Origin of the sequence: Enterococcus sp. 2201sp1_2201st1_C11_2201SCRN_220225 (genome assembly GCF_040925905.1) — a bacterium.
In the GTDB taxonomy this organism is placed as follows: Bacteria; Bacillota; Bacilli; order Lactobacillales; family Enterococcaceae; genus Enterococcus_C; species Enterococcus_C asini_A.
This window is the reverse complement of the sequence record NZ_JBCOJC010000009.1, coordinates 37,145-64,043: the sequence shown is the minus strand read 5'-3', so window position 1 is coordinate 64,043 and position 26,899 is coordinate 37,145. Positions and strand designations below refer to the sequence as shown.

Here is a 26,899-nt window from a genome sequence, read left to right as displayed (position 1 = left end):
GGCTTAAGGAACATGCTAGCGATTTCGAGTCTGTTTGTCATCAGTCCAGTAATTACTTAGTTCGCTTAGCATATGTTTATCTTCACTTACTACCAAAATTGATTAAAAAAGATTATGATATTCTTTTCCTAGGCTTTGCACCACAACTTATCTTTCCTTTATTTCCATTTGTTTCAAAGAAAAAGACAGTTATCTTTGATTTTTTCATTTCGTTTTATGATACTTTGGTGGATGATCGGAAAAAAATAAAAAAAGAGAGTTTTATTGCTAAAGTAATCCATGGTTGGGATAAAAAAACGATTCAACGGGCGGATTATATTATTGTAGATACTATCGCTCATGGAAAATATTTTGCGGAGGAATTTATGATTTCCTTGGACAAAATATCTGTTTACTATATCAGTGCAGATGTTTCCATTTATCATCCACATCCTAGAAAGAAAAATTCACGTTTTGAAGTTGTTTATTTTGGAAGTATTTTACCTGTGCAAGGGATTGACATCGTTCTTGATGCGATTAAGCTGTTGCGTAGCGAAGAACAGATTCATTTTACTTTGATTGGACCAATTGAGAAAAAATTTCAAATCAATCCATTGGACTTCCCTAATACTACTTTTATTTCTTGGGTAAGCCAGCAAGAGTTAGCAGAATATATCAATCAAGCTGATCTTACACTAGCAGGACACTTTAGTAGTACTGTTGGAAAAGCAAATCGCACAATTGCTGGTAAAACGTACATTTATTTAGCAATGAATAAGAAAGTAATCTTAGGAGATTCAGATGCAAATCATGAATTATATCAATCTTCAGAAGATATCTATTATGTGGAGCGAGGGAACCCTCGTGCTTTAGCCACTTTAATTAACGAAATTGCTATGGAATTTTTAACTTGAGTAGCTAACTTGAATGATATTGGGATTTTGTTGAAATCAAAAAAAATGAATGGTATCATGTGTTGTTGAATTATTTTGAGAGGAAGAAATAGTGTGAAATTAATTATCCAGATACCTTGTTATAACGAGTCAGAAACTTTAGAAATTGCTTTAAACGATTTACCTAAAAAGATTGATGGTATTGATGAAATTGAAATCTTGATTATCAATGATGGGAGTCAGGATAATACAGTAGAAGTAGCAAAAAACTGGGGTGTCAACTATGTTGTAAATTTCAAGCGTAATAAAGGATTAGCTAAGGGGTTTATGGCTGGTTTAGATGCATGCTTGAGAAATGGTGCAGATATCATCGTGAATACTGATGCAGACAATCAGTATGTTGGTGCAGATATAGAAAAATTAGTTCGTCCTATTTTAGATGGAAAAACGGATATTGTTATTGGGGAACGTCCTATAATGACTACGGAGCATTTTTCACCTTTAAAAAAGAAGTTGCAAAGACTAGGGAGTTGGGTTGTTCAGAAGGCTTCTAAATCAGATATCCCTGACGCACCAAGTGGTTTCAGAGCCTATAGTCGAGAAGCGGCTATGCAAATGAATGTAGCAAATGAGTATACCTATACTTTGGAAACAATTGTGCAAGCCGGTCGAAATAAAATTGCACAAACATCAGTTCCAATTAGAACTAATGGTGAATTGCGACCATCTCGTTTATTTTCTAGCATGTTTGGTTATGTAAAAAAATCCATGTTAACTATCTTGAGAGCATTTATGATGTATAAGCCATTACGTTTTTTCTCAGTGTTGGGTGGAGTCATTTTTTTAGTGGGTGCTTTAATTGGAATTAGGTTCTTATTCTTCTTTGCTCAAGGTACCGGAAATGGCCATATTCAATCATTGATTTTATCTAGTACATTGATGATGATTGGTTTCCAAACTTTTGTAATTGGTCTTCAAGGGGATATGATTGCAGCAAATCGGAAGCTTTTGGAAGATATCCAATATCGTGTGCGTAAGATGGATTATGATCATGATTTAGGTGAAATAAAGAAAGAAAATGACAAATAGGGAAGGTACTTATTATGACCCGGTCGATAAAACATTCTAATAAAATAAAAAAAAGAAAAGGTTCTTATGTACCTTTTCTTTTTGTAACGGCATTTTTTTTAGTTTCTTTGCTGGGTGTAAGGCTATATCAAGCTACACCTGTGAACATTCAATATATATTTTCATTTTCTAATGACGAAATTGAGAATAAGCCTGCCACACTTGAGTTTCCTGTTCAAAATTCGTATATAGAAGATGATGGAAAACAAGAGGTTCGTATTATCGGGGAACAAGCTAGATTTACTATTGAACCTCAGTACTATGATGCGAATTCACTATCATTGAGTGTGCCTAATTCAATTAGCAATGTAAAACTTGAGCAGCTGACTATTGTAAGTGATGATGATTTTGTGGTAGCCAATTATTCATCTGATAAACTTTCTTCCATGGTAGAGGGAGATACGGTTGAATTAACCAATAAAGGAGATAGGTTAAGCATTAGTTTTTCATCTGATGCTCTAAACAAAATCAATGCTAAAATCCACAGTAACACAGAGTCAAAAAAATATTTGTACATTGTGCTTTTAATAATTTATCTATTGGTCATGCTACGCTTATCGGTCTTAAGAAAGGTTAAGCAAGCAGATTTTGCATTCTTAATCGCAGTCTCTTTTTTTGTACTCCTTTTTGTTTTTCACTTACAAAGTACCGATTACGCTAAAACAATTCCTAAAACGGAAGATTTGTATTCACAAACTGAGGCTATCCCAATTGAATTGCCAGAAAAAGGAATTGAACAAAACTTCACTTTAACGGCGGAGAATGTTAGATCCATTACCATTCCAATGTCTCACCTAGCTTCAGATACCGATGAAAATCATTTAGGTGCTATATATTTATATCACGGTGACGAATTGATAGTCAGTGATAAGATTGAGAAAACTGACATTATAGAATCAAAGTACGATTTTTCGCTGGAATCGCAAAAATTAAAAGTAGGGAATACTTATCGAATAAAGATTGTTCCGTTTACTACTAATTCGGGATGGAATGTTTTTGGCATCGAGAAAAATAGTAAATCCTCATCAATCACACCTGAAGGAAATCAAGCACTGGAATTTCAACTGAATGTGCAACCGTACAATGGGAAAAAAATTGTTTATGTCATTTTGTTTGGAATCTCACTATTGATTATCTTGGCTTTATTAGTAGCCAAAAATTATAAAGCAAGTATAGTTTTTTCAGTAATAATTTACGCTGTTTTTCTACTTTTCTCGGTCTGGCGCATTGATTTTTATTCTACTTATGTAGGAAGGACGCCAGATGAAACGGCACATATTTCTTATGTCAGTTACCTTGCTGAGAATCCAGAAAAAATAGTACCTGACTTTGCTAAAATGAAGGTTGGCTCAAAGACTGAATCTGGTTATTTAGTTACAAGAGATGCTAGTCCAACAAATTATTTAGGTCATCCACCGCTGTATTATAAAATCTTGGCTTTAGCTGGTGGGGTTGAAAAAAAAGATGATGGAATGAAATTAAATTATACCAGGATGCACAGGCTCAGTATTTTAATAGGCCTGACTGGCTTAATTTTGTGTTTCTATATTGGGTTCACAAGAATAAAAACGGAACCTATTTATCATGTGCTTTTTGCCACTTTATTGACTGGTCCTCCAACATTGTTGTTTGGATTTTCAGGAATAACTAATGATACGTTGTCTTTTTTAACGATTGCAATTGCTCTTTTAGGATTGCTACGTTTTTCTGAAAACAAGCGCAATTATCTTACGTATTTTTTAATTGCCCTAGGAATAACTGCTTCGGTACTGACGAAGGTTACTTCGGGGTTAATAATAATAATTGCAGCTATTTTAGTGTTGATAGTAACAATTGTTAAGGAAAAAAATCTAAAAGCAATTTTCAATTTGAAATTTCTCGCTTCAATGCCGATTTATTTTTGTGCGTTATTCTATTTTCTCGCACTTTTCAAAGAAACTGGTTCTTTTCAGCCGTTATACTCGGAGTTAAATCCTGCGCAATTTTATCAATCAGGTTTTTATGTTAATTATGCTGAAAGAAGTATTAAGTCCTTGTGGGAATATGTAGAATTTTATTTTTCCCGATTTTTTAATACTTGGACGACATTTTCTTCTCACTCTGGAGTTACTGCTGCAAAACCTGATCATTGGTATGCATTTTCGCGGATTGGCATGATGCTGATGTTAATAGTGCCAATTTCCTTATTCAGTTTTCGGAAACGTTTATCAGAAAAAGTTAGAGTGTATAACTGCATGTTCATTGGAATCTTTATCACCTTTCTCATCCAATTTAAAAATGCTTATACTCGTTTCTTTATAGATGGATATTTGGGTTCCTATCAAAGTAGATACTATATGTGTATCAATGTCGTGTTGGCACTGGCGACTGTCCTGACTTTAAATAAGATTGGTAGTGTTCCCGTAAAGGGTGAAGAACAGATAGAAGGTAAAAGTGAGTTTAATTTCTCTCTTTACTTAAGCATTTTTATGATTTTTTCAGTTATTTATGGGGATATGATTTATACGTTACTTAATTACACTAATATTTTGAATCCCTAAAATATTTATTTATGAATTTCAATCTAAAGAACAGCTTATTACCTAAGCTGATCTTCTTGTTTTGTCGCTTATTTGCTAATTTCTTAGCATTTAATTGCCATAGTCAATTGTTTCTTTTCCTCCTTCTGACTTTCGTGTATAATGGTACAAGTTAATACACGAAGTTAGGAGGAGTTGTTTTGTCTAAACAACATCCAGACGAAGGCGACATTCGCGATAAAGTAATGCGCGCTTATAAAATTAATCGTAATGAAAAACCGGTGGAGTCAACAGATTCTAAGGCAAAACCGAAGTCAAAAGAAGCAACTAAAAAAGAAACGACTAAATCAGTGGGATCCCGGCGAAGTACTAGTGAACCCCAGACTAAGCAAACAGTCAGAAAACCTGTAACGACTAAAACAACGAAGTCAGAAAAAACGGTGAAACCAAATAAGACGACGAAACCAGCTGCAACAAAGGCTACCACTAAAAAAACTAGTCAAAATAGTAATCAAAATAAAAATTTGTCGCAAAAAGAGCTAGAAGAAAACCGCCGAAAATCCAATCGAGAGCAAGAAAATCGGGTGGTAAGTAAAATTGTCACCATTGTGGTAATTGCGCTTTTGATTATCGGTTCGATTCTTGGTTTCTCAATTTATAGTTATATTTCCAGCGGATTGAAACCACTTGATGCAGATAATTCGAAAAAGATTACTGTAGAGATTCCTCAAGGTTCTTCCAATAAAGCAATCGGTGAAATTTTGGAAGAAGACAATGTGATTAAAAGTGGGATGGTCTTTAATTACTATACGAAATTCAATAACTTGACTGGCTTCCAAGCAGGCAAGTACAGCTTGTCACCGAATATGAGCTTAGATGAGATCAGTGATGCACTAGTTAACGGCAATGGTGGCGCAGCAGACGTGAAAGTGGCGATTCCGGAAGGCTATGATGTGGATCAAATTGGGGATGCGATTGAGAAAAATTTGAAAATCAAAAAAGAAGAATTCTTAGCCTTGATGGAAGATGAGACTTTCTTTGAAGAATTGCATAAAGAGTATCCACAACTTTTGGATTCTGCAGCAGCGGCAGAAGGTGTGCGGTATCGTTTAGAGGGGTATCTGTTCCCAGCAACTTATGATTACTACCAAGGAACGGATTTGAAGGCATTTGTCACAGCTATGGTAGATAAGACCAATTCGGTTATGGCACCTTATTATCAAACGATTACCGACAAAGGCTTAACAGTACAACAAGTCTTGACTTTGGCTTCCTTAGTGGAAAAAGAAGGAAATAATGAAAATGATCGACGTAAAATCGCGCAAGTCTTCTTTAATCGCTTGGCAGTAGATATGCCGATTCAGTCTGATATTTCGATTCTATATGCGCTAGGTGTTCACAAAGAGTTGGTAACTTACGAAGATTTAGAAGTAGATTCACCTTATAACTTATATGCCAATAAGGGTTACGGACCAGGACCATTTGACAATCCAAGTGAACAATCCATCAAAGCAGTCTTGGATCCACAAAGTAATGATTACTATTACTTTGTTGCCGATATTGACACCGGACAAGTTTACTACGCATCAACCTTAGAAGAGCACAATGCACTAGTAGAAGAACATGTAAATAACGACTAATTAAAAGTTTGAAAGGGATTTACATTTTTGATAAAGCGTGGTACTCTTTTGGATATTATCCTAAAAGTAATGAGATAATGCCGGGAAAAGCCGGTATCCGTGACAAATGTAAGGGAAATAAAGGAGATTTTTAACATGGTAGAAAAAGTATATCCAATGACTGTTGAAGGAAAAGCAAAACTTGAACAGGAACTTGAAGAATTAAAAACTGTTAAACGCGGGGAAATCATTGAGCGGATTAAAATTGCTCGGGGCTTTGGCGATCTTTCCGAAAACTCTGAGTATGAATCAGCAAAAGATGAACAAGCTTTTGTAGAAGGTCGAATCACGACCTTAGAAACAATGATTCGTTTTGCTCAAATCATTGATAACAATGGGGTAGACAAAGATGAAGTTTCCATTGGGAAGACGGTAACCTTTGTGGAATTGCCAGACGGAGACGAAGAAGAATACACCATCGTCGGAAGTGCGGAATCTGATCCATTTTCTGGCAAGATTTCCAATGATTCACCAATTGCCCAAGCATTGTTAGGCAAACGGGTGGATGATGAAGTCATCATTGCTACACCTGGTGGCGACATGACAGTTAAAATCACTCAAGTATCCCCAAGCTAAAATAAAATTTGGGCTGTGACCCGCTGTGGCAAGAACGGCTGCGGGTCACAGCTTTTTTGTGTCTTTTATTAAAAAGGGAAATTCAATCTTAAGACCGATGGATTTTCCCTTAGGATTCGATATGATAAGATAAAAATGAGTAGGAGGTGATTGCTGTGCAAAATCCATGGCGTTTTTTCTTTGTAGGAGAAGCATTGTTGCTTTTATGGGCAGTTTATCAGATTATCAGCAGTCCCCAGTTAATTATATTACTAGTCTTTGGTATTTTGTGTTTGTACATTGGGCTCAAACGGCGTAAACATAATGGCTTTTGGTATATCATCGGCGGTGTCAGTATCTTTATTAGCTTGGTTTCCAGTCCCGCATTATGGTTGATGCTGATTTTTGCCATTGTTTTTGTGGGCTTAAAGGGTATCGAGGTTTCGGGAATTGATCCTTCGAAAAATGCTTTTTGGAAAAAGAAACAGATTACCATCGTGGAAGGACAAGAACCAGAAGCACACAGTGGTACGAAAGTGAAGCAATCTTTATTTGGTAATGAACGGATTGGCAATCAAGTGTTTGAATGGGATGATATTAATCTACTCTCGATTTCTGGAGATACGATTATTGATTTAGGTAACACCATTTTACCAAAACGAGACAATGTGGTACTGGTACGAAAAGGCGTGGGCCGAACGCGGATTTTAGTACCATTAGGCGTAGGGATTATGGTAGAACACGCTACTTTTGCGGGTGATTTAATCTTTGAAGGAGAACAAAATACCCTTCGAAATGAGTCTTTAAAAGTTTATAGCGAAGATTATGATGATAATCCTCGGCGAATCAAAATCATTACAAGTACCTTTTTAGGGGATGTGGAGGTGATTCGCATATGATTGCCAAACTTTCCAAAGGGATGTTGTCTTTTTATGTGGGGATTACCGCTTTTTTAACGTTAATTTTGGTGATGTTTTCTTTCCTTCATGCCAAAAAAATCCCCAATTGGTGGAAGGTCTTATTTGAAACGCGGATTTTTTTCATCCCGGTGATTTTGTATCTTTTCGTGATCGCGGTAGGTTTTGGACTGCTGGCTTTCTTTTTGATTTCTTTGTTTCGTCGGAGTTTGTATGGCGAAATTGAGGAAAAACTACGGGTGATGGCAAGTGGGAATTATGATAGTCCAATTGTCACTAAGGCGATTCCTCATTCTGCAGAAAATCATTATGTGACTCGGATCGATAAGGATTTACAAAGCATTGCGGGGAAAATGCAAGAAATTTCTGCTGACTTACAAACATTAAACAATCAACCGCGGCTTTTAGATGGGCAGACCAAAGAAGAAATTTTGGAAATAGAACGCCACCGTTTAGCTCGAGAACTCCATGATTCGGTTTCCCAACAGCTTTTTGCGGCGATGATGATGCTTTCAGCGATTACGGAAAAAGCGAAAAAAGACCAAGTGCCGGAAGCGCAACAAAAACAATTGGTAATGGTAACTGATATTATTAATGCCTCTCAATCGGAAATGCGGGCTCTGCTTTTGCATTTAAGACCGGTGAGCTTAGAAGGAAAGAGTCTGCGCCAAGGAATCGAGCAATTATTAAAGGAATTGCAGTCTAAGATTAAGATTGATTTGAAATGGGACGTGGAAGATGTCAGTCTGGCTACAGCCATTGAAGACCAGCTTTTTCGGGTTGTGCAAGAGCTATTGTCCAACACTTTGCGTCATGCTAAGGCCAAGGAGCTAGAAGTGTACTTACATGAAATTGATCAAAATGTTCTATTGCGGGTGATTGATGACGGTGTGGGGTTTGACACTAGTCAGCCAAAAGCCGGGAGTTATGGTTTAATGAATATTAGAGAACGGATTGCAGCAGTAGGGGGCACCGTGAAAATTATCAGTTTTAAAGGGCAAGGAACCAGTATTGAGATTAAAGTTCCTTTGATTAAGGCACCGGAAAAAAATGCTAAAGGAGTGGTTGGATGATTCGGGTATTGTTGGTAGATGACCATGAAATGGTGCGGCTAGGAGTATCTTCCTACCTTTCCATTCAAGAGGATATCGAAGTAGTAGGAGAAGCTGAAAATGGCCGTATTGGCTATGAAAAGGCGTTGGATTTGCGGCCAGATGTGATTTTAATGGATTTGGTCATGGAAGAAATGGACGGCATTGAGTCCACCCAGCTCATTTTGCGGGATTGGCCAGAAGCGAAGATTTTAATTGTCACCAGTTTTATTGATGATGAAAAAGTCTACCCGGCTATTGAAGCTGGGGCAGCAGGTTATTTATTAAAGACTTCTACAGCTCATGAAATTGCCGATGCCATTCGGGCCACGCAACGGGGAGAACGGGTTTTAGAACCGGAAGTGACCACGAAAATGATGGATAAGATGACGGGACGTTATCAAGTTTTACATGAGGATTTGACCAAACGAGAAGCCGAGATTTTAATGCTGATTGCGCAAGGCAAAAGCAACCAAGAAATTGCTGATGAATTGTTTATTACGTTAAAGACCGTTAAAACCCATGTGTCCAATATTTTATCGAAGCTGGAAGTAGAAGACCGTACTCAAGCGGCGATTTACGCGTTTAAGCATGGTCTAGCCAAATAAAAGACCTCGCCAATAGTCAATTGGCGAGGTCTTTGCTATACTTAAAGACAAGAAATACAGCTTGAAAGCTTTAAAGTGAAGCTGTGTAAAGGAGAAGAAAATGAAACAGAACTATGCAATTATCGGGTTAGGGCGTTTTGGTGGGAGCATTTGTCGTACGCTGATTGAGTCCGGTCAAGAAGTGTTGGCCATTGATAACAATGAAGATCGGGTCAATGAATATATGAATATCGCTACTCACGCGGTAGTGGGCAATGCCCAAGATGAAATGACTTTAAAATCATTGGGCATTCGCAATTTTGACCATGTGATTGTAGCCATCGGGGAAGATATTCAGGCGTCTATTTTGGTGACGTTAATGGTCAAAGAAATGGGAGTGCCAGATGTCTTAGCGAAAGCTCAAAATGAGTATCACGCGCGGGTGTTGGAAAAAATTGGTGCCGATCGGGTCGTCCATCCAGAGCGGGATATGGGAGTCCGCATCGCCCATAATTTAGTTTCTAAAAACATCTTGGATTATGTGGAACTTTCTGATGATTATTCCATGGCAGAAATTCGCGTTTCAAATCCTCGCTTCTTTGATAAGACACTGTTAGAATTAAACTTCCGGCAACGGTTTAATTTAACAGTAGTCGCCATTCGTCGCTCTAGTGGCCCGGTGGTGGTATCCCCAACCGCTGATGAAATTGTCCGGAAAAATGATAATCTATTAGTAATTGGAACTACAGAAGACGTGGATATTCTTGATAATAAGATGAATGACTAGGGAGGCAATTTGATGAAAATCACAGTGACACCGGCAGCTTTGGCTTGGTTTCAAGAAGAAGTTACAGTTCCTGAAGGCCAAGGAGTACGTTTTTTTGGTAAAGTTTATGGCAAGACCCAAGTTCACGATGGTTTTTCCGTGGGGATGACCATTGACACTCCAGATGAACCCATTGTTCAAACCAATGAAGGGGGCATTTTATTCTTTGCCGAAGAAGCAGATGATTGGTTTTTCAAAGGTTATGACTTAGTGGTGGCTTTTGATGAAAATTTAAATGAACCTAAATATGAATTTAATCCAAATGGAGAAGAAAAGGGGCTTTAGAGCCTCTTTTTTTTTGAAGTTTCTTTACAAACTAGCTTTCTTCTAGATTAAGTCATCCTTATTTCAAAGGAGGAGCAATTTAGCGGTGCTGAATTATGGTATAATTTTCAAGAAGGAGAGATCCGCTATGCTATCAATAATTGTTCCTTGTTACAACGAGGAAGCGACACTGCCTTTATTTGTTGAGGCGGTGGAACAGGTTAATCAAGAGATGCAACAAAGGTTAGAATACATATTTATTAACGATGGTTCTAAAGATCAGACGTTACAAGTGATGAAAAATTTATATCATCAATACCCTGATAAAGTTCGTTTTATTTCTTTTTCACGGAATTTTGGCAAAGAAGCTGCTTTGTATGCCGGCTTAAAAGCGGCCAGAGGAGAGTTTATCACGGTGATGGATGCTGACTTGCAAGATCCCCCAGAACTCTTACCAGAGATGCTACGGCTATTAAAAACAAAGGACTATGATTGCATTGGCACACGCCGGATTAATCGTGAAGGAGAACCCGCCATCCGCAGTTTATTTGCCAAGCTTTTTTATCGCTTAGTAAATAAAATTGGGCAAACAGAAATGGTGGACGGGGCCCGGGATTTTCGCTTAATGACCAGACAAATGGTGGATGCCATTTTAGAATTAACAGAGTACAATCGTTTTTCGAAGGGGATTTTTAGTTGGGTAGGTTTTAAAACGAAATATTTAGAATTTGAAAATCGTGAGCGGGTTGCTGGAGAAACTTCTTGGTCTTTTTGGAGTTTGTTTCGTTATTCTATCGATGGTATCGTGAATTTCTCTGAAGCGCCTTTAAACCTTGCCTCCATTGTAGGGGCTTTGTCTTGTGTCGGTTCAGGGATTGCGTTGTTATTTATCGTAGTGCGAGCATTGTTATTCGGCGATCAGACTAGTGGTTGGCCTTCGATGGTGTCCATCATGCTCTTTGTAGGCGGACTACAGCTTTTGTGTTTGGGCATTATTGGGAAATACATCGGCAAAATTTTTATGGAAACCAAAAAAAGACCTTTGTATTTAGTGAAAGAGACAGAAGAGGATATACATGATTGCAAATAAAAGAGGGCTGTGACAAAAGTCGTATTCCAGTCCTCCAAACCGAACATTACTATACGTGAGACGAAAGCAAAAGACGAGACTCTTTCATGAAGGAACATAGGAAGAGTCTCGTCTTTTCATTTCTAAAAATTTCAAACGGTGACTAACCTTAATTTCATCAAGCTAAGTCACCGTAATTCACTTTTTCTCTGAACACGTATGGTAATGTTTCTTCTACGGACTGAAACACAACTTCTTCACGATTAATTTTCAAACGTACATTTATTTGACTTAAAATCAAAACGTTCGCTATTTTTTGTTTATTAGTTACTTATGTCACATCCCTCTTTTATTGACGATGACTAGGCGTAATTTAGTAACCAGCTGACAGTTTCACTTGGTTTTTGACCAGACTGCCATCTTTCACAAAGCTTTCCAAGTTGGCTAGAAAAATATCCATAAAAGCATTTTGAAAATGAGGTGTCATCCCCGCAATATGAGGTGTGATGAAACAGTTTTCCATGGTCCATAAAGGATGATTGGAGGCTAAAGGTTCCTCTTCTAAGACATCCAAATAAGCTTGACGAATTTGACCGTTTTGCAAGGCCTCGGTTAAAGCAGCAGTTTCCACGCTAGCACCGCGTCCGACATTCAAAAAAGCCGCCTTAGAATTCATTACCGCAAAAAAATCATGATTGTATAAATGATAGGTCTTTTCAGTTAAGGGTAAAATATTGATCACATAGTCGGCATCCGCAACTTCCCGGGCCAAGTGATCAATGCTAGCTGTTTTGGCAAAGTTGTTTACGGAATGACCGCTCGTATTAATACCCACAGCCTGAGCGCCTAAACTTTCTAGGCTGTAAGCCAGAGTTTGCCCAATTTGACCAGTGCCCACGATTACAATTTTTTGTTCATTAAGATAGCCGTAATGTAGGTTGCTTTTATCCCAAATTTGTTTTTGCTGGTTGTAAATGGCTTTGGGAAAGTCCCGCACATCCATTAAAAGGCAGGCTAGGAGATGTTCTGTAATGGAGCGAGTGTGAATACCACTGGCGTTACTGAGTAAAATTCCTCGTTTTTGAAAGGTATCAAGGGGCAGTGTGTCCACCCCGGCAGAAAGGGATTGAATCCAAGCTAGGTTCTGATTTTTTTCAAGAAGAGGCTGCCAGTCTTTTTGCCATCCGATGGTAATTTTTACCTTTTGCCAGTCTACTTTACTGGCATCAGTTTCAAAACGATAATTTGGTGCTATTTCTTTGATTTTTTCCAATAAATCAGGTCTAAAGTCGCGTTGGGATAAAATATAATTTGTCATAACTTCTCCTCTTCTCATTTTTCTTCAGTGTACCAAAGGAAGCCAAAAAAAGACATTTTCTCAAACGGAAAATGTCTGATTTATCATTGAGGTTTTTGTGGTGTCGAACGTTTTGGCAAATCTTTAGTTGCTTGGCTAAAGATGAAGAGACTGGCTAAGATGACAAAGACAGACACATCAAAACTTGGTGCAACTAGAGAAATTACCGCAGCTAAAATCACTGGTAATGTAGCCGCAAAGGTGATGATTTTTAAAGTTTCAAAATAACTTAAGGAAACTCGGCGTAAACTATTCATCACCACACCACCAAAAGTGGCAATTACTAAGGTCATCAGTAAGTTGATTAATGCAGGATAGATTGAAACCAATAAGCTGATGAGAAGAACCCACCAAGGAATTTGACTTTCTGCTAAATACTCTCGGATATGGGCGCCGTCTAAAGAAGACAGGCCTTGGGTATAGTTAATTTCCACTTGATTGCTGCCTAATAGTTGAGTGCTCACATTAGAAGAGGGAATCGCAAAGACGACTTCTTCTGGCAAGAGCCCGATGCTTAAAAAATTACCCATTTGGTCATTTACTACATCTTTTACGCCCCGTTTGCCTTCTGGGTCAAAGGTGAAGATAATCGAATTCGTCTGATAAATAAAGCCTTCTGTATCTTCAGTGGTCAGCTTACCATTTACAATTGTGAAATCAGGAATTTTAGCAGCGATTTTCTGAGTGTCTGCCTGTAACCCTTGAAAGGCTTGCCAAACTTGGACACTAAAGGGAATCGCCATAATCAAACTCAAAAAAAGCAAGTAAAGCACGGTTTTGCCAAAGGAAATTTGGCGGGCATTTTTTAACTCGCTAAAACGAGTGAGAGATGCAATAAATAAGTGACGCAAGGTCATATTGGTTGAACTCCTAACTAGAATAGTTTACAAACAAGGCATCTTTTGCCATGATTGTTGTTCACTCTATTGTAGCGAAGGGATTTGAGAAATACAACCGATTAAAGAAAGCTTTTTGATGACTATTCAATGAAGAAAATATCAGGTAAAGTAAGATTGTTGCTAAATGTAAGGAGGAAAGAGTTTGTTTAAAAAGATTCAAGGCTTTTTAATCGCAAAAAATTTGTGGGAAGTCTTTACTTATTTATTTTTTGGTGGACTGACCACGTTAGTAAATTTAGTCGTCTTTTTTTTCACTCGTCGTATTTTAAACTGGGATTTAGTAGTAGCAAATTCTTTAGCTTGGTTCTTGTCGGTACTCTTTGCCTTTGTCACCAATAAACGTTGGGTTTTTGCCTCAAAAACTAGCGGTGCTTCTGCTTATCTTATTGAATTAGGGAAATTTTTCTTTTATCGTATTCTTTCTTATTTGTTAGACATGGGAGTCGTGTTGTTATTGGTGCAAGGATTTCACTCAGGAGATCTACTAGCAAAAATCATCAGTCAAGTAATGGTCGTCATCGCTAATTATCTCTTTAGCAAATGGTTGATTTTCACCGGTGATAAAAAAGAGTAATAAACATTCTTTAGCGGAATTGTCAAAGGATTTGCTCGTAAGCATATCCTTTGATGAAAGCCTTTTTCTTTGATACTGTTTACTTGTAGTGAAAATAAACTTTTCGGAGGGATTTCCATGACTTATTCAGTACCAGATCTACCTTATGCTTATGATGCCCTAGAACCATATTTTGATACAGAAACCATGCATTTGCATCATGACAAGCATCATGCAACCTATGTGTCAAACTTAAACGCAGCCATTGAAAAACACCCAGAGTTAGGGGATAAATCAGTGGAAGCATTAATTGCTGACCTTGACAGTGTGCCAGAAGATATTAAAACCGCGGTGCGCAACAACGGTGGCGGCCATGCCAACCATTCTTTCTTCTGGGAAATTTTAGCACCTAATGCAGGTGGGGCACCGACTGGAGCAGTCAAAGAAGCCATTGACGCAGCCTTTGGTGATTTTGATTCCATGAAAGCTGAATTCAAAACCGCAGCGACCGGTCGCTTTGGCTCTGGCTGGGCTTGGCTGGTAAAAGATGGCGACAAATTGGCAATCATGTCTACTGCCAACCAAGACTCACCATTAATGGAAGGCAAGAAACCAATTTTAGGTTTAGACGTTTGGGAACACGCGTATTACTTGAAATATAAAAATGTACGTCCAGACTATATCGAAGCTTTCTGGAACTTAGTAAACTGGGATAAAGTCAACGAACACTTTGCTTAACGAGTAAAATCAGCTAAAATAAAGTGGTGGAAAACAATTGTTTTCTACCACTTTTGTTTTTGGGGGATGAAAGTTATGTTAAAGCGAGTGCCAGTGACCACAAAGGCTGAAGTCGAGAGGCTTTATCCGTTAGTAAAAGAAATTTGGCAAGAAGTGTTCACAGAGATGATTGGGGCAGAAAATGTGACACGGATGCTTGCTGAGTACCAATCATCAGTCGCGATTTGGGGAGAAATCAACGCTGGCGTAGCGTATTTTGTTTTGGAAAACCGGGAAGGAAAATCGGTAGGCTATACGGCTTATTCACTGGAAAAACCTGGTATTTTGTATATTAGTAAACTCTATTTGCATAAAAGTTTACGAGGACAAGGACAGATGCGTTTTCTTTTTTCCTGGTATGATGATTTGGCACAAAAGACGCAGCGCAGGCAACAACTGCGGGTCAATCAAAACAATCAAAGCGCCATTAATATTTATAAACATCAAGGATTTCAAATTATGGATAGCCTTGAAATAGCCATTGCTCCGGGCTTAGTGATGAATGACTATGTTTTAGAAAAATGATTGTCATCGCTTCCAAGATTCGATATAATAATGGTACCGGTGAAAATCGGACATTATTTTTTTGGAGGCTACACGCACATGGAACACGGAAAAGTGAAATGGTTCAACAACGAAAAAGGGTTTGGTTTTATCACAACTGATGGGGGCGACGATGTATTCGTACATTTCTCAGCAATCCAAGGTGATGGCTTCAAATCTCTTGAAGAAGGTCAAGACGTAGAATTCACAATCGTTGAAGGCGAACGGGGACCACAAGCTGCTGAAGTGACGAAATTATAATCACAGGTTGAATAATTCGGCAATCAGCTGGAGAGGGAACTTTACCAAGTTTCCTCTCTTTTTTTGAAGATAGAACAGGTGTGCCCTACTTCTGTTTCATTCCTGTGTCAAAACTGTTAAGATTCTGTAATAAAACCCAGTACTAATTGCTGACAAGGCAGAAGTGTGGCAAAATTTAAACGTTATTCAGATAATTTATTAATAAGATAGATGAGGTGTCCTATGCGTATATGGCAAAAAATCATCATTGGAATCATGGGGATTGTAACCCTTTTGGTTGCCGGAGTTACCATTTATGGCTTGAAAGTCTATAAAGATACGAACTCCACCTTTGATAATATCGTGGAAAAAGTGGATCGGGATTCCACAAAACGAGAAACCGCTGTGAATATGGATGCCACAGATCCTTTTTCTATTCTGCTGTTAGGGCTTGATACAGGGGCCATGGGACGGACGGAACAAGGGCGTTCGGATACGATGATTGTGGTTACCGTGAATCCTACCAAAAAACAAACAACCATGTTGAGTTTGGATCGGGATATTTATACGAAGATTGTGGGTTATCAAGGAGATACCATGGATAAGCTAAATCATGCCTATGCCTATGGTGGAGTTGAGATGGCCATGGATTCCGTGGAAAACTTACTGGATATTCCGTTAGATCACTATGTCACCATTAACATGCAAGGTTTGAGTGATTTGATTGATGCAGTGGGAGGCATTAAAGTCCACAACCAATACCATTTTGAGTTAGACGGTGTGGAACTACAAGCGGATACGGATTATACCTTAGATGGTGAAAAAGGGTTGGCTTATGCTCGTTTTAGAAAATACGATGAAGCCACTGGCATGGGAGATCCAGATGGAGACATTGGGCGTCAAAAGCGTCAACGAGAAGTTATCGAAAAAGTAATCAATAAAGTGATGTCATTGGATACAGTGACCAATTACCAAAAGATTTTAAAAGCCGTTGAAAAAAATACCAAGACTGACTTAACTTGGAATGATATGCTTGATGTGGCCAATGGGTACCAAAGTGCGCTGAAAAACGTAGAGTCCTTGCAGTTACAAGGGGAAGGTCAGCTTTACAATGAAATTTATTACCAGTTCTTAAGTGCTTCTAGTTTATTAGAAACGCAAAACACTTTGAAAGAACAATTAGGCCTAGCGACTAGTGATACTTTACCAACAGGAGATCAGTACACTTCTGGATATGGCGATTATATGTTTTACAATGAAGATACGGGATATATGGATTATTATGACAGTTCCGCAAGTACCACAGACGGCTACTCAACCTATAGCGACGATACGGGAACTGGGGATTACAATGGGGACTATGATGCAAATTACAATCAAGATTATTCCCAAGGTGCTGGCTATACAGAAGATTACTCCCAAGATCAAGGAACCCAAGACTATAATCAAGGCTACAGTGAAGGATACAATGGTGGCTATTAAAGACAAAAAGACAGTGCGTAAAGCCTGTCTTTTTTCTATGGTCAAGGTTCTCCACAGAAAGTTGTCCACAATTTTTGTTTGTTCAAAAGATGTTTCACAGAATATTAAAATGGAAACGAGATGAAAACGGGAAATACATCAATTGAAATTTGTTTAGATGAGATTTCTCATCCTTTTTGTGAAACAAGTGGTAGAAAGTTTAAAAGAATTTCTATAGATGGGGATTTTTACTGCGCGAAATGGGGAACTTTGATAGAATGGTACGAAGAAACTCTGTTTGGAAGGAAATGGCCATGAAAAAGAATCGATTTACATTTTTAGGAAAAAATGACACAGGAAAAGAGCAGCCCACAAGTAGCGGACACTCTCATATTCCCTTCCGTTTGAATTTTTTATTCTTTATTATTTTTGCTTTGTTTATTGCATTAATTGGTCAATTAGGCCATCTGCAAATTGTCAACGGAGATAAAATTAGCAGTCAATTAAAGGAATCTTCCACTATTAAAGTCAGCAATTCCAGTCCCCGAGGGGTAATTTACGATGCCAGTGGGAAAGCCTTAGTCTCCAATAAAGCCAACGCAGCCATCACCTTTACTCGAGGCAATCAAATGACTGCTCAAGATTTGCGGGATTTAGCTGTGAAGTTAAACCAGCTCATTACCGTGGAGGTGCCAGATAAATTAAGAGATTCAGAACTAGGAAAACGGGACAAAGCCGACTTTTGGCTAGCAGATGAGGACAATTTCAAAAAAGCCTATGAGCGTTTAAGTGATGAAGATTTAAAAACCATTGCAGATGACAGCAGTCAAGAATACAGTTTAGTTTTAGCCCAAGTCAAAGACGAAGAATTGAATTTTGATGAAGAAGCATTAAAAGAAACAGCTATTTTCACTACCATGAACGGCGCCACCTCGTTAAATACCGTCTTTATTAAAAATAGCGGGGTAACGGATGAAGAACTAGCTACTGTGGCTGAACATTCAGCAGAATTAGCTGGCGTCTCCACAGGAACAGACTGGTCTCGAGAATACAGTGCTGAAAGTTCTATTAAGAGCATTTTAGGGACAGTCTCCACCAACGGCTTGCAAAAAGAAGATGCCGAAGAATATTTGGCTAAAGGCTATGCCAGCAATGATCGCGTGGGTACTAGTTATTTAGAAAAACAATATGAAGAAGTCTTACAAGGTACGAAGTCTCAGTCAGAAGTCACATTGGACCGCAATGGCAATGTCTCTTCCCAAAAAGAAACCTTTGCCGGAGCGAAGGGGGACAACTTAGTCTTAACTATTAATACGGATTTCCAGAAAAAAGTAGAAGAAATCTTACAACGAAATTATCAACCCCTAATTGAAAATGGCAAAGCAGCATTGTCTCCTGGGGTTTATGCGGTGGTGATGAATCCCAATACGGGCGCTGTTTTATCCATGGCGGGGTATTCCCATGAAAAAGACTCTAAAGAATTACAAGAAAATGCCCTAGGAAACATCACGGCAGCTTTTGTCCCCGGATCAGTAGTGAAAGCGGGAACTTTGGCAGCTGGTTGGCAAACCGGTGCATTAAACGGCAATGAAGTTTTGTATGACCAGCCTTTGTATATTCAAGGAACACCAGTAAAAGCCTCTATTTTTAATAAAGATGGCTCTGGTAACCGCAACTTAAGCGCCCAAAAAGCGTTGGAACTATCTTCCAACTCCTATATGGTGCAGGTTGTTTTAAAGATGATGAATACCACTTATTCAAACAATATGACGATTATGAGCACTGACCAACAAGGACCGATTTATGCCGAGTTGCGAAATGCCATGGCGGAATTTGGATTAGGGCAAAAAACCGGTATCGATTTGCCTAATGAAACAGCAGGGATTCAAACAGCAGTCAATGATTTAGATCCTGTTGAAGATGGTGGGAAAATCTTAGACGAGGCTTTCGGTCAGTTTGATACTTATACACCGATTCAGTTGGCGCAATATGTATCAACCATTGCCAATGGTGGCAAAAAGGTGCAACCTCACGTAGTCAGTGGCATTTATGGCAACGATGAGCAAGGAAACCTAGGCTCTTTGATTAAAGCCATTGAACCTACTGTACAAGGCACTGTGAACTTGGATGAAGGACAGTTGAAGATTATTCAAGATGGATTCTATGACGCAGTTCACGGTACGGAAGCTTATACCACTGCTACGAAACTGGCTTCAGCGAAAATGACCTTAGCAGCTAAAACCGGGACGGCAGAAACCAGTGCGTATGGCGAAACTACGATTAATAGTAACATCGTAGCCTATGGGCCAGTGGAATCTCCGGAAGTGGCGGTCAGTGTGGTTTTGCCATTCTTAAAAGATGACGACGCCCATGTGAACAACGACATCGCCAAAGAAATCATGGATGCCTACTATGATACTTATATGGCAAACTAAGAAAGAAACCGGACAATTTTTTGTCCGGTTTCTTTTATGCTTTAATGAAGGAGTTTGAAGCAAAAACTATGTGTTTCCCCTTTGCCTCTGTGGTACAATAGCCAAAGCGAATAAAAAAGGATGGAAGACGAAATGCAGGAATTGAAAGTTACTGGACTGACCAAAACCTATGGGGAAAAGACCCTTTTTCAAGACATCTCCTTTTTGATTCATGAAAAAGATCGAATCGGTTTAATCGGGGTTAATGGTACTGGGAAAACCAGTTTATTGAAAATATTAGCCGGTTTTGATAGCGGGGATGGGGATAGGAGTCCTATCCAAAAAGCCGGCGACTATCAGATCGGTTATTTGACTCAAGAAACAGAATTTTCTGGTGAGTTGACTGTTTTGGAAAGTGTTTTTCAAGGGGATGCACCCTTGATTCAAACGGTGCGTCGCTATGAACAAGCCCTAATCGCTTTGGCAGCTAATGGGGATGATCCAAAAGTTCAACAGAATTACACTAAAGCTGAAGAAGCGATGAATGAACAAGATGCATGGCTGTTGGATACGAATGCTAAGACGATTTTGCAAAAATTAGGCATCAGTCAAATGGATCAACAAATTAAAGAACTCTCCGGTGGTCAAAAGAAGCGAGTGGGAATGGCGCAAGTTTTGATTCAAGAACCGGATTTATTGCTTTTAGATGAACCGACCAACCATTTAGATTATCAAGCCATTCAATGGTTAGAAGGGTACTTGCGTCAATACCGTGGCGCTTTGTTAATGGTTACCCACGATCGCTATTTTCTTGACCGGGTGACCAATCGTATTTTTGAACTGTCCCATGGGCAGTTGATTGAATACAAGGGCAACTATGAAGACTATGTGGTGGCTAAAGCCGAACGAGAACGACAAGCGGTACAACAAGAAGAAAAACGCCAACAACTCTACAAGCAAGAACTCGCATGGATGCGTGCTGGGGCTAAAGCTCGAACGACAAAGCAACAAGCCCGCATTCAACGTTTTGAAGACTTAGAAGCGAATTTACATCAAGTGCAAACTGATGAGCAAGTCGCCATGGAATTAACTACCAAACGCTTAGGTAAACAAGTACTAGAAATTAAAGAAGGCGATTATGCCTTTGAAGAAAAAGTGATCTTACAAGACTTTAATCTTTTGGTTCAAGCCCGGGATCGTATCGGGATTACCGGAGAAAACGGTGCGGGAAAATCCACTTTACTGAATATTTTGGCTGGTGTCTTGCCTTTAAATGCCGGGACACTCATTGTGGGAGAAACGGTGCGGATTGCCTATTATACCCAAGTAACCGAACCAATTAAAGAAGATCAGCGGGTGATTAGCTACTTGCAAGAAGTGGCGGAAGAAGCCAAGCAAAAAGATGGTACCAGTATTTCGGTGGCGGAATTGTTGGAGCGCTTTTTATTTCCGCGACATACCCATGGCAGTTTAATTAGCAAGCTTTCCGGTGGCGAACGGCGGCGATTATTCCTATTGAAACTGTTAATCAGTCAGCCAAATGTCTTATTATTAGATGAACCCACCAATGATTTGGATATTGCCACATTGACCGTTTTGGAAGACTATTTGCAAAGCTTCCCCGGAGCTGTAATCACCGTCAGCCATGATCGTTACTTTTTAGATAAAGTAGCGGAAAAACTGTTAATCTTTGAAGGCCAAGGAAAAATCGAAAGGTATTTTGGTTCGATTATGGATTATTTGGATAAAAAAAATGCCGAACAAACATCAAAGCCTGCCGAAAAGCCTGCTGGGGTGAGTGATATTCCTGTTGCCAAAAAAGTTACTAAACCTAAGCAAAAGTTGACTTATTTAGAACAAAAAGAATGGGCTACTATTGAAGATGAGATTGCCACATTAGAAGAACAGGTGGAAAGCTTAACAGCGGGGATGAACAAACAAGGCTCTGATTTTGCCAAGTTGCAAGAATTACAAAATCAACTGGGTGATGTGGAAGCACAATTAGAAGAGAAAATGAATCGCTGGGAATATTTAAGCGAGTTTGCAGAAGACTAGTAAAAGAAGGGAAGTAAGATAATGGAACAAGCATACTTGGATTTAGGAGCTAAACTGTTAGCAGAAGGCCATGTCAAAGGAGATCGCACAGGAACCGGGACTCGCAGTATCTTCGGCTATCAAATGCGTTTTGATCTCTCTCAAGGTTTTCCGTTATTAACTACTAAACGAGTGCCCTTTGGTTTGATTAAAAGCGAATTGCTTTGGTTTTTAAAAGGAGATACCAATATTCGTTATTTGTTAGAACACAACAATCATATTTGGGATGAATGGGCTTTTGAACGCTATACTAAAAGTTCAGCCTATACAGGAGTTGATATGACCGATTTTGGTCGCCGCTCTTTGGTGGACCCAGCCTTTAATGAACAGTACCAAGCTGAAAGTAAAGCCTTTTGCCAGCGGATTTTAGAAGACGATGCTTTTGCCAAAGAATTTGGAGACTTAGGTCATATTTATGGCTACCAATGGCGTCATTGGGAAACCAAAGAGGGCGGTTTTATTGATCAAATCAAAGAAGTCATTGACATGATTAAAACCACTCCAGACTCTCGGCGTTTAATTGTCTCTGCTTGGAATCCAGAAGATGTGCCAAGTATGGCATTGCCTCCTTGTCACACCATGTTCCAATTTTATGTGAATGATGGCAAATTGTCTTGTCAGCTGTATCAACGAAGCGGCGACGTCTTTTTAGGCGTACCATTTAATATTGCCAGCTATGCTTTGTTAACCCATTTAATTGCCCATGAAACCGGACTTGAAGTAGGGGAATTTATCCATACACTAGGAGATGCCCATTTATACAACAACCATGTGGAACAAATGGAAGAACAGCTGAGTCGCAAGCCACGCCCTTTGCCAAAATTAATTTTAAATCCAGAAAAGCAGTCAGTTTTTGATTTTGAAATGGAAGATATTACAATCGAAGGCTATGATCCTTATCCAAGCATTAAAGCACCGATTGCGGTATAGGAGGAAAGTAGGATGTTGATTGGGATTTGGGCTCAAGATGAAGCAGGTCTCATCGGGCAAAAAGGGCACTTACCTTGGCATTTACCGGCGGATTTGCAATTTTTTAAGGGACAGACGCTAGGAAAAACCATTGTGATGGGGCGTAAATCTTTTGAAGGCATGGGCAGTCGGCCTTTGCCAAAACGCCAAACCATTGTTTTAACCAGTGATAAAAATTATCAAGTGGCAGATGAAAACGTACTGGTAATGCATGACGTAGCAGAAGTGCTAGAATTTGTTAAAACGGCGACAACCGATGTCTATATTGCCGGCGGAGCGAAAGTTTACCAAGCATTTGAAGGTCATTATGACATGCTTTTACGCACGGTAATTAAAGGGAATTTTACCGGCGATACTAATTTTCCCCAATTGGATTTTACGCCTTTTAAGCTTAAGGAAACGAAAGAGGGCATCGTGGATGAAAAAAATCATTACCCTCATCGCTTTGAAACTTGGGTGCGAAAATAAAAAAGGCTAAACAAGTTCGTAAAGCCAAACTTCCTTAGGCTATCTTAGTTAAAAAACTGTCCGGCGAAAATAACTCGCCGGACAGTTTTTTTAATTCCTCACGTATACAATAAAATCGAAAAGTACATTAGCCCAGCTCCTAACATCACAAACAGGTGCCAGACGACATGGTTAAAGGGAATATTCTTAAAGCTGTAAATCACGGCTCCTAGGGTATAAGCCACGCCACCAGCCACTAAAAGCCAAAAGCCAGTAGTACCCAATGAAGCGTAAAGGCTCGGTCCGGCGGCTAAACACAGCCAGCCCATAAAAATATAAATAGCCGTGGAAATCTTTGAGACGGTTTCTTTTTTGTGTAAAGTAATTGACTTGTAGACAATCCCACCCACAGCCATGGCCCAAATTGCGCCGAACAGTGTCCAACCAAGCCAGCCTTTGACACTTAAAAGACAATAAGGGGTATAGCTACCGGCAATTAACAAAAAGATTGAATCATGATCAAATACTTGAAAGACTTTTTTGGCTTTAGTAAAAATTAAACTGTGAAACAAGGTAGAAAATAGAAATAACAAAATCATCATGGAACCATAAACGGCGTAGGAGACGACATGGATCGCCGAACCGAGTCTAGCTCCTTTTACTAATAAAATCACCAAACCGGCAACACTTAAGCCAAAGCCAATGCCATGGGTCACCGCGTTTAAGACTTCATTGACGATTTGATATTTGCGGGAATAAGTCTTTTCCATTGAATCAACCTCCATTTTTTTGGTTGGTGAAAAGGCAAACACTCTGTTATACTGAAATATATCAACATCAACCTGCTACCCGCATTCTACACTATTCGGGGGCTTTTTTAAAGGAAGAGTGAGTAAGATGACAACAATCAAAATTGTTACGGATTCCTCCTGCACCATGGAAAGAGAAGTCCGTGATCGTTTGCATATCCATGTAGTACCTTTGTCGGTGATGATCGACGGCGTTTTGTACCGAGACGATGATGACTTGTCCGGGGAACGCTTTATGAGCATGATGGCTCAAGCGAAGGAATTGCCTAAAACCAGCCAACCGCCCATTGGGGAATTTGTTGAGCTGTATGATGAGTTGGGGAAAGATGGCAGCCAAGTAATTTCCATCCATATGACCAAGGGCTTAAGTGGTACCGTGGAAGCGGCTCGCCAAGCTAGTAATTTAAGTAAGACCGATGTAACCATTATTGATAGCGATAGCACCGACCAAGCATTGTCTTTCCAAGTGATTCGAGCAGCTGAAATGGCCTTAGAAGGTGCCAAACTACCAGAAATTTTGGCGAAACTTGAAGAAATTAAAGACAACACCAAACTCTTTATTGGCTTGTCTTCATTGAACAATTTAGTCAAAGGTGGCCGAATCAGCCGTGCTACGGGCTTACTTTCTAGCTTCTTGAATATGCGTATCGTGATGGATTTTGATCATTCTGAGTTAATTCCAGTAGTCAAAGGCCGGGGCAATAAAACTTTTAACAATTGGTTTAAAAGTTTTAAGGACGAGCTTGCTAAACTATCGGATGTCAAACAAATCGGAATTTCCCATGCCGATGCATTGGAGTTGGCAGAGTGGTTTCGGGATGAATTAGAAGCGATGTTTCCAGAAATGCACATTCCGGTATTGCAAACTACGCCGATTATCGCTACTCATACTGGTAAAGGGGCCTTTGCCATTACCTATTACCGGGACTAAAACAGTAGTTAAAACCCAATTTTGAAGAAAACCGAGGCAGAGTGCTTCGGTTTTTTCGTGGACTAAGCGTGGGCTAAGATAGTGTAAAATTTTCAAAAGCAACAATTCCATAATGCTCAGTCTGCAATGAATCTTTATTAGGGTTGGGCCTTCACTAGTTTAGCTGCAACGCTCAGTTTTAACGGGTTTTGTATTTTCAGAGAAAAAGTATTCCTTATTTCTTTAGATTTTCAAAAAAGGAAACAAAAGTTCGTTATTTTTTGATACACTAAAGAAAACAAAGGACGAGCTAAGGAGGGGACTTATGAAGAAACTAAGCAGAAAACAACTCTTTACTTGGCTGTGGCAAGCATTGGTATTTTTCATTGCCGTCTTATTAGTGTATGTTTCCTTAAATCAGTTCTTTCCGGCGGCTCAACCGATTTTAGAACCGCTGGCTACTGATACCAAAGATGATCAGGTGAAACACGTTCATTATGTAGCTCTAGGAGATTCTTTAACAGAAGGTGTGGGAGATCAAAGCAAACGGGGAGGATTTGTGCCTATTGTAGCCGAGGACATTCAAGAGCGGTACAACTTAAGCAGCATTGAAGTGGATAACTATGGTGTTGCAGGAGATCGCAGCGATCAAATTTTAAAACGAGTGCAAAAGGATACGGACTTACAAAAAAGCCTGAACTCTGCTGATTTTATCTCTGTGACAGTAGGGGGCAACGATTTGATGAAAGTTTTTCAAGATAACTTTTTCTCCTTAACGGTTAAGAAATTTAACAAGCCTCAAAAGAAATACCAAAAGCGGATTGACACATTATTAACGGAAATTCGGGAATTAAATCCAAAAGCGCCGATTTATCTACTGGGGATTTATAATCCTTTTTATTTAAATTTCCCTGATATTGAAGACATGCAGACCATTGTGGATCATTGGAATGATGCCACTAAAGAAATAGTGGCAACTTTTGACAAGGCTTATTTTATTCCGATTAATGACCTTTTGTATCAAGGTTTGGATCAAAAAGTCGGCGTGGAAAGTGACTTCACCCTAGACAGTAGTGAAGACACGGAGACAAGTGATACCACCACTAGTGCAGAGATCGGGTTAAACCAAGTAGACAACAATGTCTTATATGAAGAAGATAAGTTTCATCCGAATAATATTGGTTATCAGTTAATGGCCAATGCAGTGCGAGATGAACTGATTAAAACCCAAGCAGATTGGCTAGAAAAGGACTGAGGACAATGAAGAAAAGCAACGAAAAATTTTCTGTCTTAATTAAAAAGAAGCTGAGCCACATCAATCCTTGGAAAGCAGCCTTTTTTCTTTTAGTAGCTTTCCTTCTCGGCAGTGGTGTCTTTTTAGCGAGTCGTGTTTTGGCAATTCGCGAGCCAAATTACAAAGCGGCCCCTAGTGTGGAGCGAGAAGGGGATCCGATTTTAAGCATTAATACTAATAAAGAAAAAGTCAACCAAATGATTGATTATTACTTGGAAGAATATTTGGACAATGGGGACATTCAATACCATTTTGCTTTAGAAAATGAGGCCATGCTGACCGGTGAATTTGAGATTTTAACTTTCCCGGTAACTTTCTATTTGTATTTTGATCCCTTTGTCATGGAAAATGGCAATGTGCAACTGCGGGCCAAAAGTTTATCAGTGGGAACCTTGAATCTGCCAGTCAGTGAAGTGATGAAAATGGTTAAACGCAATTTCAAATTCCCTCAGTGGATTGAAGTCAACAGTGAGGAACAAAATATTATGATTCGCTTGGACAAGTTTCAAATGGCCAATGGTTTGTTTATGAAAGCAAACCGAATTAATCTATTGGACGATGAGATTCAATTTAGTTTATACTTGCCCAAAGACAAAAACACAGATACAAAGAAAGAAGAGTGACG

The 26,899-nt window shown here is 39.1% G+C and carries 26 protein-coding genes; 23 read left to right on the top strand and 3 right to left on the bottom strand.

The genetic code is table 11. The features are described 5' to 3' along the window. From AB5754_RS04255 to AB5754_RS04205, 11 genes are all read left to right on the top strand, one after another. Positions 1–893 (top strand): glycosyltransferase (locus tag AB5754_RS04255; protein ID WP_368259478.1); only part of this gene is annotated, 893 nt, incomplete at its 5' end. A 93-nt stretch (positions 894–986) separates the two neighbouring features. Further along, entirely contained in the window at positions 987–1,961 is a 975-nt protein-coding gene (locus AB5754_RS04250) for a glycosyltransferase family 2 protein (protein ID WP_368259477.1), read from the top strand. Between the two features lie 14 nt (positions 1,962–1,975). Continuing rightward, the gene (locus tag AB5754_RS04245; RefSeq protein WP_368259476.1) at positions 1,976–4,540 is read left to right on the top strand and encodes a hypothetical protein; all 2,565 of its coding nucleotides are present in this window, start codon (positions 1,976–1,978) and stop codon (positions 4,538–4,540) included. Between the two features lie 179 nt (positions 4,541–4,719). Then, on the top strand, positions 4,720–6,159 hold the full coding sequence (gene mltG / locus AB5754_RS04240) for an endolytic transglycosylase MltG (RefSeq protein ID WP_368252381.1): 1,440 nt from the start codon (positions 4,720–4,722) through the stop codon (positions 6,157–6,159). Positions 6,160–6,294: 135 nt separating this feature from the next. After that, positions 6,295–6,774, top strand: a complete 480-nt coding sequence (greA, locus tag AB5754_RS04235) for a transcription elongation factor GreA (protein WP_311833273.1) — start codon at positions 6,295–6,297, stop codon at positions 6,772–6,774. 155 nt (positions 6,775–6,929) lie between these two features. Then, positions 6,930–7,652, top strand: coding sequence for a cell wall-active antibiotics response protein LiaF (gene liaF / locus AB5754_RS04230; protein ID WP_368252380.1), 723 nt, complete (start codon positions 6,930–6,932; stop codon positions 7,650–7,652). Next, on the top strand, positions 7,649–8,743 hold the full coding sequence (locus AB5754_RS04225) for a sensor histidine kinase (RefSeq protein ID WP_368252379.1): 1,095 nt from the start codon (positions 7,649–7,651) through the stop codon (positions 8,741–8,743). Before liaF ends, AB5754_RS04225 begins: the two co-directional genes overlap by 4 nt. Beyond that, positions 8,740–9,369 carry a response regulator transcription factor gene (locus AB5754_RS04220; protein ID WP_311833276.1) on the top strand — a complete coding sequence of 210 codons (630 nt, stop codon included), beginning with the start codon at positions 8,740–8,742 and terminating at the stop codon, positions 9,367–9,369. The genes AB5754_RS04225 and AB5754_RS04220 overlap by 4 nt, the downstream gene beginning before the upstream one ends. A 100-nt stretch (positions 9,370–9,469) precedes the next feature. Then, the gene (locus AB5754_RS04215; RefSeq protein WP_311833277.1) at positions 9,470–10,135 is read left to right on the top strand and encodes a TrkA family potassium uptake protein; all 666 of its coding nucleotides are present in this window, start codon (positions 9,470–9,472) and stop codon (positions 10,133–10,135) included. Between the two features lie 12 nt (positions 10,136–10,147). Continuing rightward, complete coding sequence (locus tag AB5754_RS04210; protein WP_368252378.1) at positions 10,148–10,459, top strand: HesB/YadR/YfhF family protein; 312 nt, start codon at positions 10,148–10,150, stop codon at positions 10,457–10,459. Positions 10,460–10,586: 127 nt separating this feature from the next. Then, on the top strand, positions 10,587–11,528 hold the full coding sequence (locus AB5754_RS04205; RefSeq protein WP_311833279.1) for a glycosyltransferase family 2 protein: 942 nt from the start codon (positions 10,587–10,589) through the stop codon (positions 11,526–11,528). A gap of 352 nt (positions 11,529–11,880) precedes the next feature. Here the strand turns inward: AB5754_RS04205 and AB5754_RS04200 are convergent, their stop codons facing one another. Together AB5754_RS04200 and AB5754_RS04195 are read right to left on the bottom strand one after the other, a co-directional pair. Continuing rightward, positions 11,881–12,825, bottom strand: coding sequence for an NAD(P)-dependent oxidoreductase (locus AB5754_RS04200; RefSeq protein WP_368252377.1), 945 nt, complete (start codon positions 12,823–12,825; stop codon positions 11,881–11,883). A gap of 83 nt (positions 12,826–12,908) precedes the next feature. Next, positions 12,909–13,721 (bottom strand): DUF1189 domain-containing protein, encoded by an 813-nt coding sequence (locus AB5754_RS04195; protein WP_368252376.1) that lies wholly within the window; start codon positions 13,719–13,721, stop codon positions 12,909–12,911. Between the two features lie 184 nt (positions 13,722–13,905). Between AB5754_RS04195 and AB5754_RS04190 the strand changes: the two genes are divergently transcribed. The 9 genes from AB5754_RS04190 to AB5754_RS04150 all read left to right on the top strand — a co-directional run bounded on the left by AB5754_RS04190 (position 13,906) and on the right by AB5754_RS04150 (position 23,282). Continuing rightward, on the top strand, positions 13,906–14,337 hold the full coding sequence (locus AB5754_RS04190) for a GtrA family protein (RefSeq protein ID WP_368259475.1): 432 nt from the start codon (positions 13,906–13,908) through the stop codon (positions 14,335–14,337). Positions 14,338–14,454: 117 nt separating this feature from the next. Beyond that, entirely contained in the window at positions 14,455–15,054 is a 600-nt protein-coding gene (locus AB5754_RS04185; RefSeq protein ID WP_311833283.1) for a superoxide dismutase, read from the top strand. 75 nt (positions 15,055–15,129) lie between these two features. After that, complete coding sequence (locus AB5754_RS04180) at positions 15,130–15,618, top strand: GNAT family N-acetyltransferase (protein WP_368252256.1); 489 nt, start codon at positions 15,130–15,132, stop codon at positions 15,616–15,618. A 78-nt stretch (positions 15,619–15,696) separates the two neighbouring features. Then, on the top strand, positions 15,697–15,897 hold the full coding sequence (locus AB5754_RS04175) for a cold-shock protein (RefSeq protein WP_010753946.1): 201 nt from the start codon (positions 15,697–15,699) through the stop codon (positions 15,895–15,897). Positions 15,898–16,119: 222 nt separating this feature from the next. Next, a complete protein-coding gene (locus AB5754_RS04170) occupies positions 16,120–17,358 on the top strand; it encodes an LCP family protein (RefSeq protein WP_368252257.1) in 1,239 nt (412 codons plus the stop codon). Between the two features lie 293 nt (positions 17,359–17,651). After that, positions 17,652–19,772 (top strand): peptidoglycan D,D-transpeptidase FtsI family protein, encoded by a 2,121-nt coding sequence (locus AB5754_RS04165; RefSeq protein WP_368252258.1) that lies wholly within the window; start codon positions 17,652–17,654, stop codon positions 19,770–19,772. 132 nt (positions 19,773–19,904) lie between these two features. Continuing rightward, positions 19,905–21,806: an ABC-F family ATP-binding cassette domain-containing protein gene (locus AB5754_RS04160; protein WP_368252259.1), complete on the top strand. Its 1,902-nt coding sequence runs from the start codon at positions 19,905–19,907 to the stop codon at positions 21,804–21,806. Positions 21,807–21,827: 21 nt separating this feature from the next. After that, positions 21,828–22,775 (top strand): thymidylate synthase, encoded by a 948-nt coding sequence (locus tag AB5754_RS04155; protein ID WP_311833289.1) that lies wholly within the window; start codon positions 21,828–21,830, stop codon positions 22,773–22,775. Between the two features lie 12 nt (positions 22,776–22,787). Continuing rightward, a complete protein-coding gene (locus tag AB5754_RS04150; RefSeq protein WP_311833290.1) occupies positions 22,788–23,282 on the top strand; it encodes a dihydrofolate reductase in 495 nt (164 codons plus the stop codon). A gap of 98 nt (positions 23,283–23,380) precedes the next feature. Here the strand turns inward: AB5754_RS04150 and AB5754_RS04145 are convergent, their stop codons facing one another. Then, positions 23,381–24,031 carry a hemolysin III family protein gene (locus AB5754_RS04145; protein ID WP_368252260.1) on the bottom strand — a complete coding sequence of 217 codons (651 nt, stop codon included), beginning with the start codon at positions 24,029–24,031 and terminating at the stop codon, positions 23,381–23,383. Between the two features lie 127 nt (positions 24,032–24,158). Between AB5754_RS04145 and AB5754_RS04140 the strand changes: the two genes are divergently transcribed. The 3 genes from AB5754_RS04140 to AB5754_RS04130 all read left to right on the top strand — a co-directional run bounded on the left by AB5754_RS04140 (position 24,159) and on the right by AB5754_RS04130 (position 26,897). After that, positions 24,159–25,001: a DegV family protein gene (locus tag AB5754_RS04140; RefSeq protein ID WP_368252261.1), complete on the top strand. Its 843-nt coding sequence runs from the start codon at positions 24,159–24,161 to the stop codon at positions 24,999–25,001. Positions 25,002–25,305: 304 nt separating this feature from the next. Further along, positions 25,306–26,235, top strand: a complete 930-nt coding sequence (locus AB5754_RS04135; RefSeq protein WP_368252262.1) for an SGNH/GDSL hydrolase family protein — start codon at positions 25,306–25,308, stop codon at positions 26,233–26,235. Positions 26,236–26,240: 5 nt separating this feature from the next. Continuing rightward, positions 26,241–26,897 carry a YpmS family protein gene (locus tag AB5754_RS04130; RefSeq protein WP_368252263.1) on the top strand — a complete coding sequence of 219 codons (657 nt, stop codon included), beginning with the start codon at positions 26,241–26,243 and terminating at the stop codon, positions 26,895–26,897. Positions 26,898–26,899 lie beyond the last annotated feature (2 nt).

Coding starts and splice junctions, on each gene's coding strand:
- AB5754_RS04145 (WP_368252260.1), bottom strand. CDS start 24,031: ATGGAAAAGACTTATTCCCGCAAATATCAAATCGTCAATGAAGTCTTA.
- AB5754_RS04245 (WP_368259476.1), top strand. CDS start 1,976: ATGACCCGGTCGATAAAACATTCTAATAAAATAAAAAAAAGAAAAGGT.
- AB5754_RS04210 (WP_368252378.1), top strand. CDS start 10,148: ATGAAAATCACAGTGACACCGGCAGCTTTGGCTTGGTTTCAAGAAGAA.
- greA (WP_311833273.1), top strand. CDS start 6,295: ATGGTAGAAAAAGTATATCCAATGACTGTTGAAGGAAAAGCAAAACTT.
- AB5754_RS04130 (WP_368252263.1), top strand. CDS start 26,241: ATGAAGAAAAGCAACGAAAAATTTTCTGTCTTAATTAAAAAGAAGCTG.
- AB5754_RS04155 (WP_311833289.1), top strand. CDS start 21,828: ATGGAACAAGCATACTTGGATTTAGGAGCTAAACTGTTAGCAGAAGGC.
- AB5754_RS04150 (WP_311833290.1), top strand. CDS start 22,788: ATGTTGATTGGGATTTGGGCTCAAGATGAAGCAGGTCTCATCGGGCAA.
- AB5754_RS04185 (WP_311833283.1), top strand. CDS start 14,455: ATGACTTATTCAGTACCAGATCTACCTTATGCTTATGATGCCCTAGAA.
- AB5754_RS04215 (WP_311833277.1), top strand. CDS start 9,470: ATGAAACAGAACTATGCAATTATCGGGTTAGGGCGTTTTGGTGGGAGC.
- AB5754_RS04135 (WP_368252262.1), top strand. CDS start 25,306: ATGAAGAAACTAAGCAGAAAACAACTCTTTACTTGGCTGTGGCAAGCA.
- AB5754_RS04175 (WP_010753946.1), top strand. CDS start 15,697: ATGGAACACGGAAAAGTGAAATGGTTCAACAACGAAAAAGGGTTTGGT.
- AB5754_RS04165 (WP_368252258.1), top strand. CDS start 17,652: ATGAAAAAGAATCGATTTACATTTTTAGGAAAAAATGACACAGGAAAA.
- AB5754_RS04200 (WP_368252377.1), bottom strand. CDS start 12,825: ATGACAAATTATATTTTATCCCAACGCGACTTTAGACCTGATTTATTG.
- AB5754_RS04180 (WP_368252256.1), top strand. CDS start 15,130: ATGTTAAAGCGAGTGCCAGTGACCACAAAGGCTGAAGTCGAGAGGCTT.
- AB5754_RS04160 (WP_368252259.1), top strand. CDS start 19,905: ATGCAGGAATTGAAAGTTACTGGACTGACCAAAACCTATGGGGAAAAG.
- AB5754_RS04220 (WP_311833276.1), top strand. CDS start 8,740: ATGATTCGGGTATTGTTGGTAGATGACCATGAAATGGTGCGGCTAGGA.
- AB5754_RS04170 (WP_368252257.1), top strand. CDS start 16,120: ATGCGTATATGGCAAAAAATCATCATTGGAATCATGGGGATTGTAACC.
- AB5754_RS04140 (WP_368252261.1), top strand. CDS start 24,159: ATGACAACAATCAAAATTGTTACGGATTCCTCCTGCACCATGGAAAGA.
- AB5754_RS04225 (WP_368252379.1), top strand. CDS start 7,649: ATGATTGCCAAACTTTCCAAAGGGATGTTGTCTTTTTATGTGGGGATT.
- AB5754_RS04205 (WP_311833279.1), top strand. CDS start 10,587: ATGCTATCAATAATTGTTCCTTGTTACAACGAGGAAGCGACACTGCCT.
- AB5754_RS04195 (WP_368252376.1), bottom strand. CDS start 13,721: ATGACCTTGCGTCACTTATTTATTGCATCTCTCACTCGTTTTAGCGAG.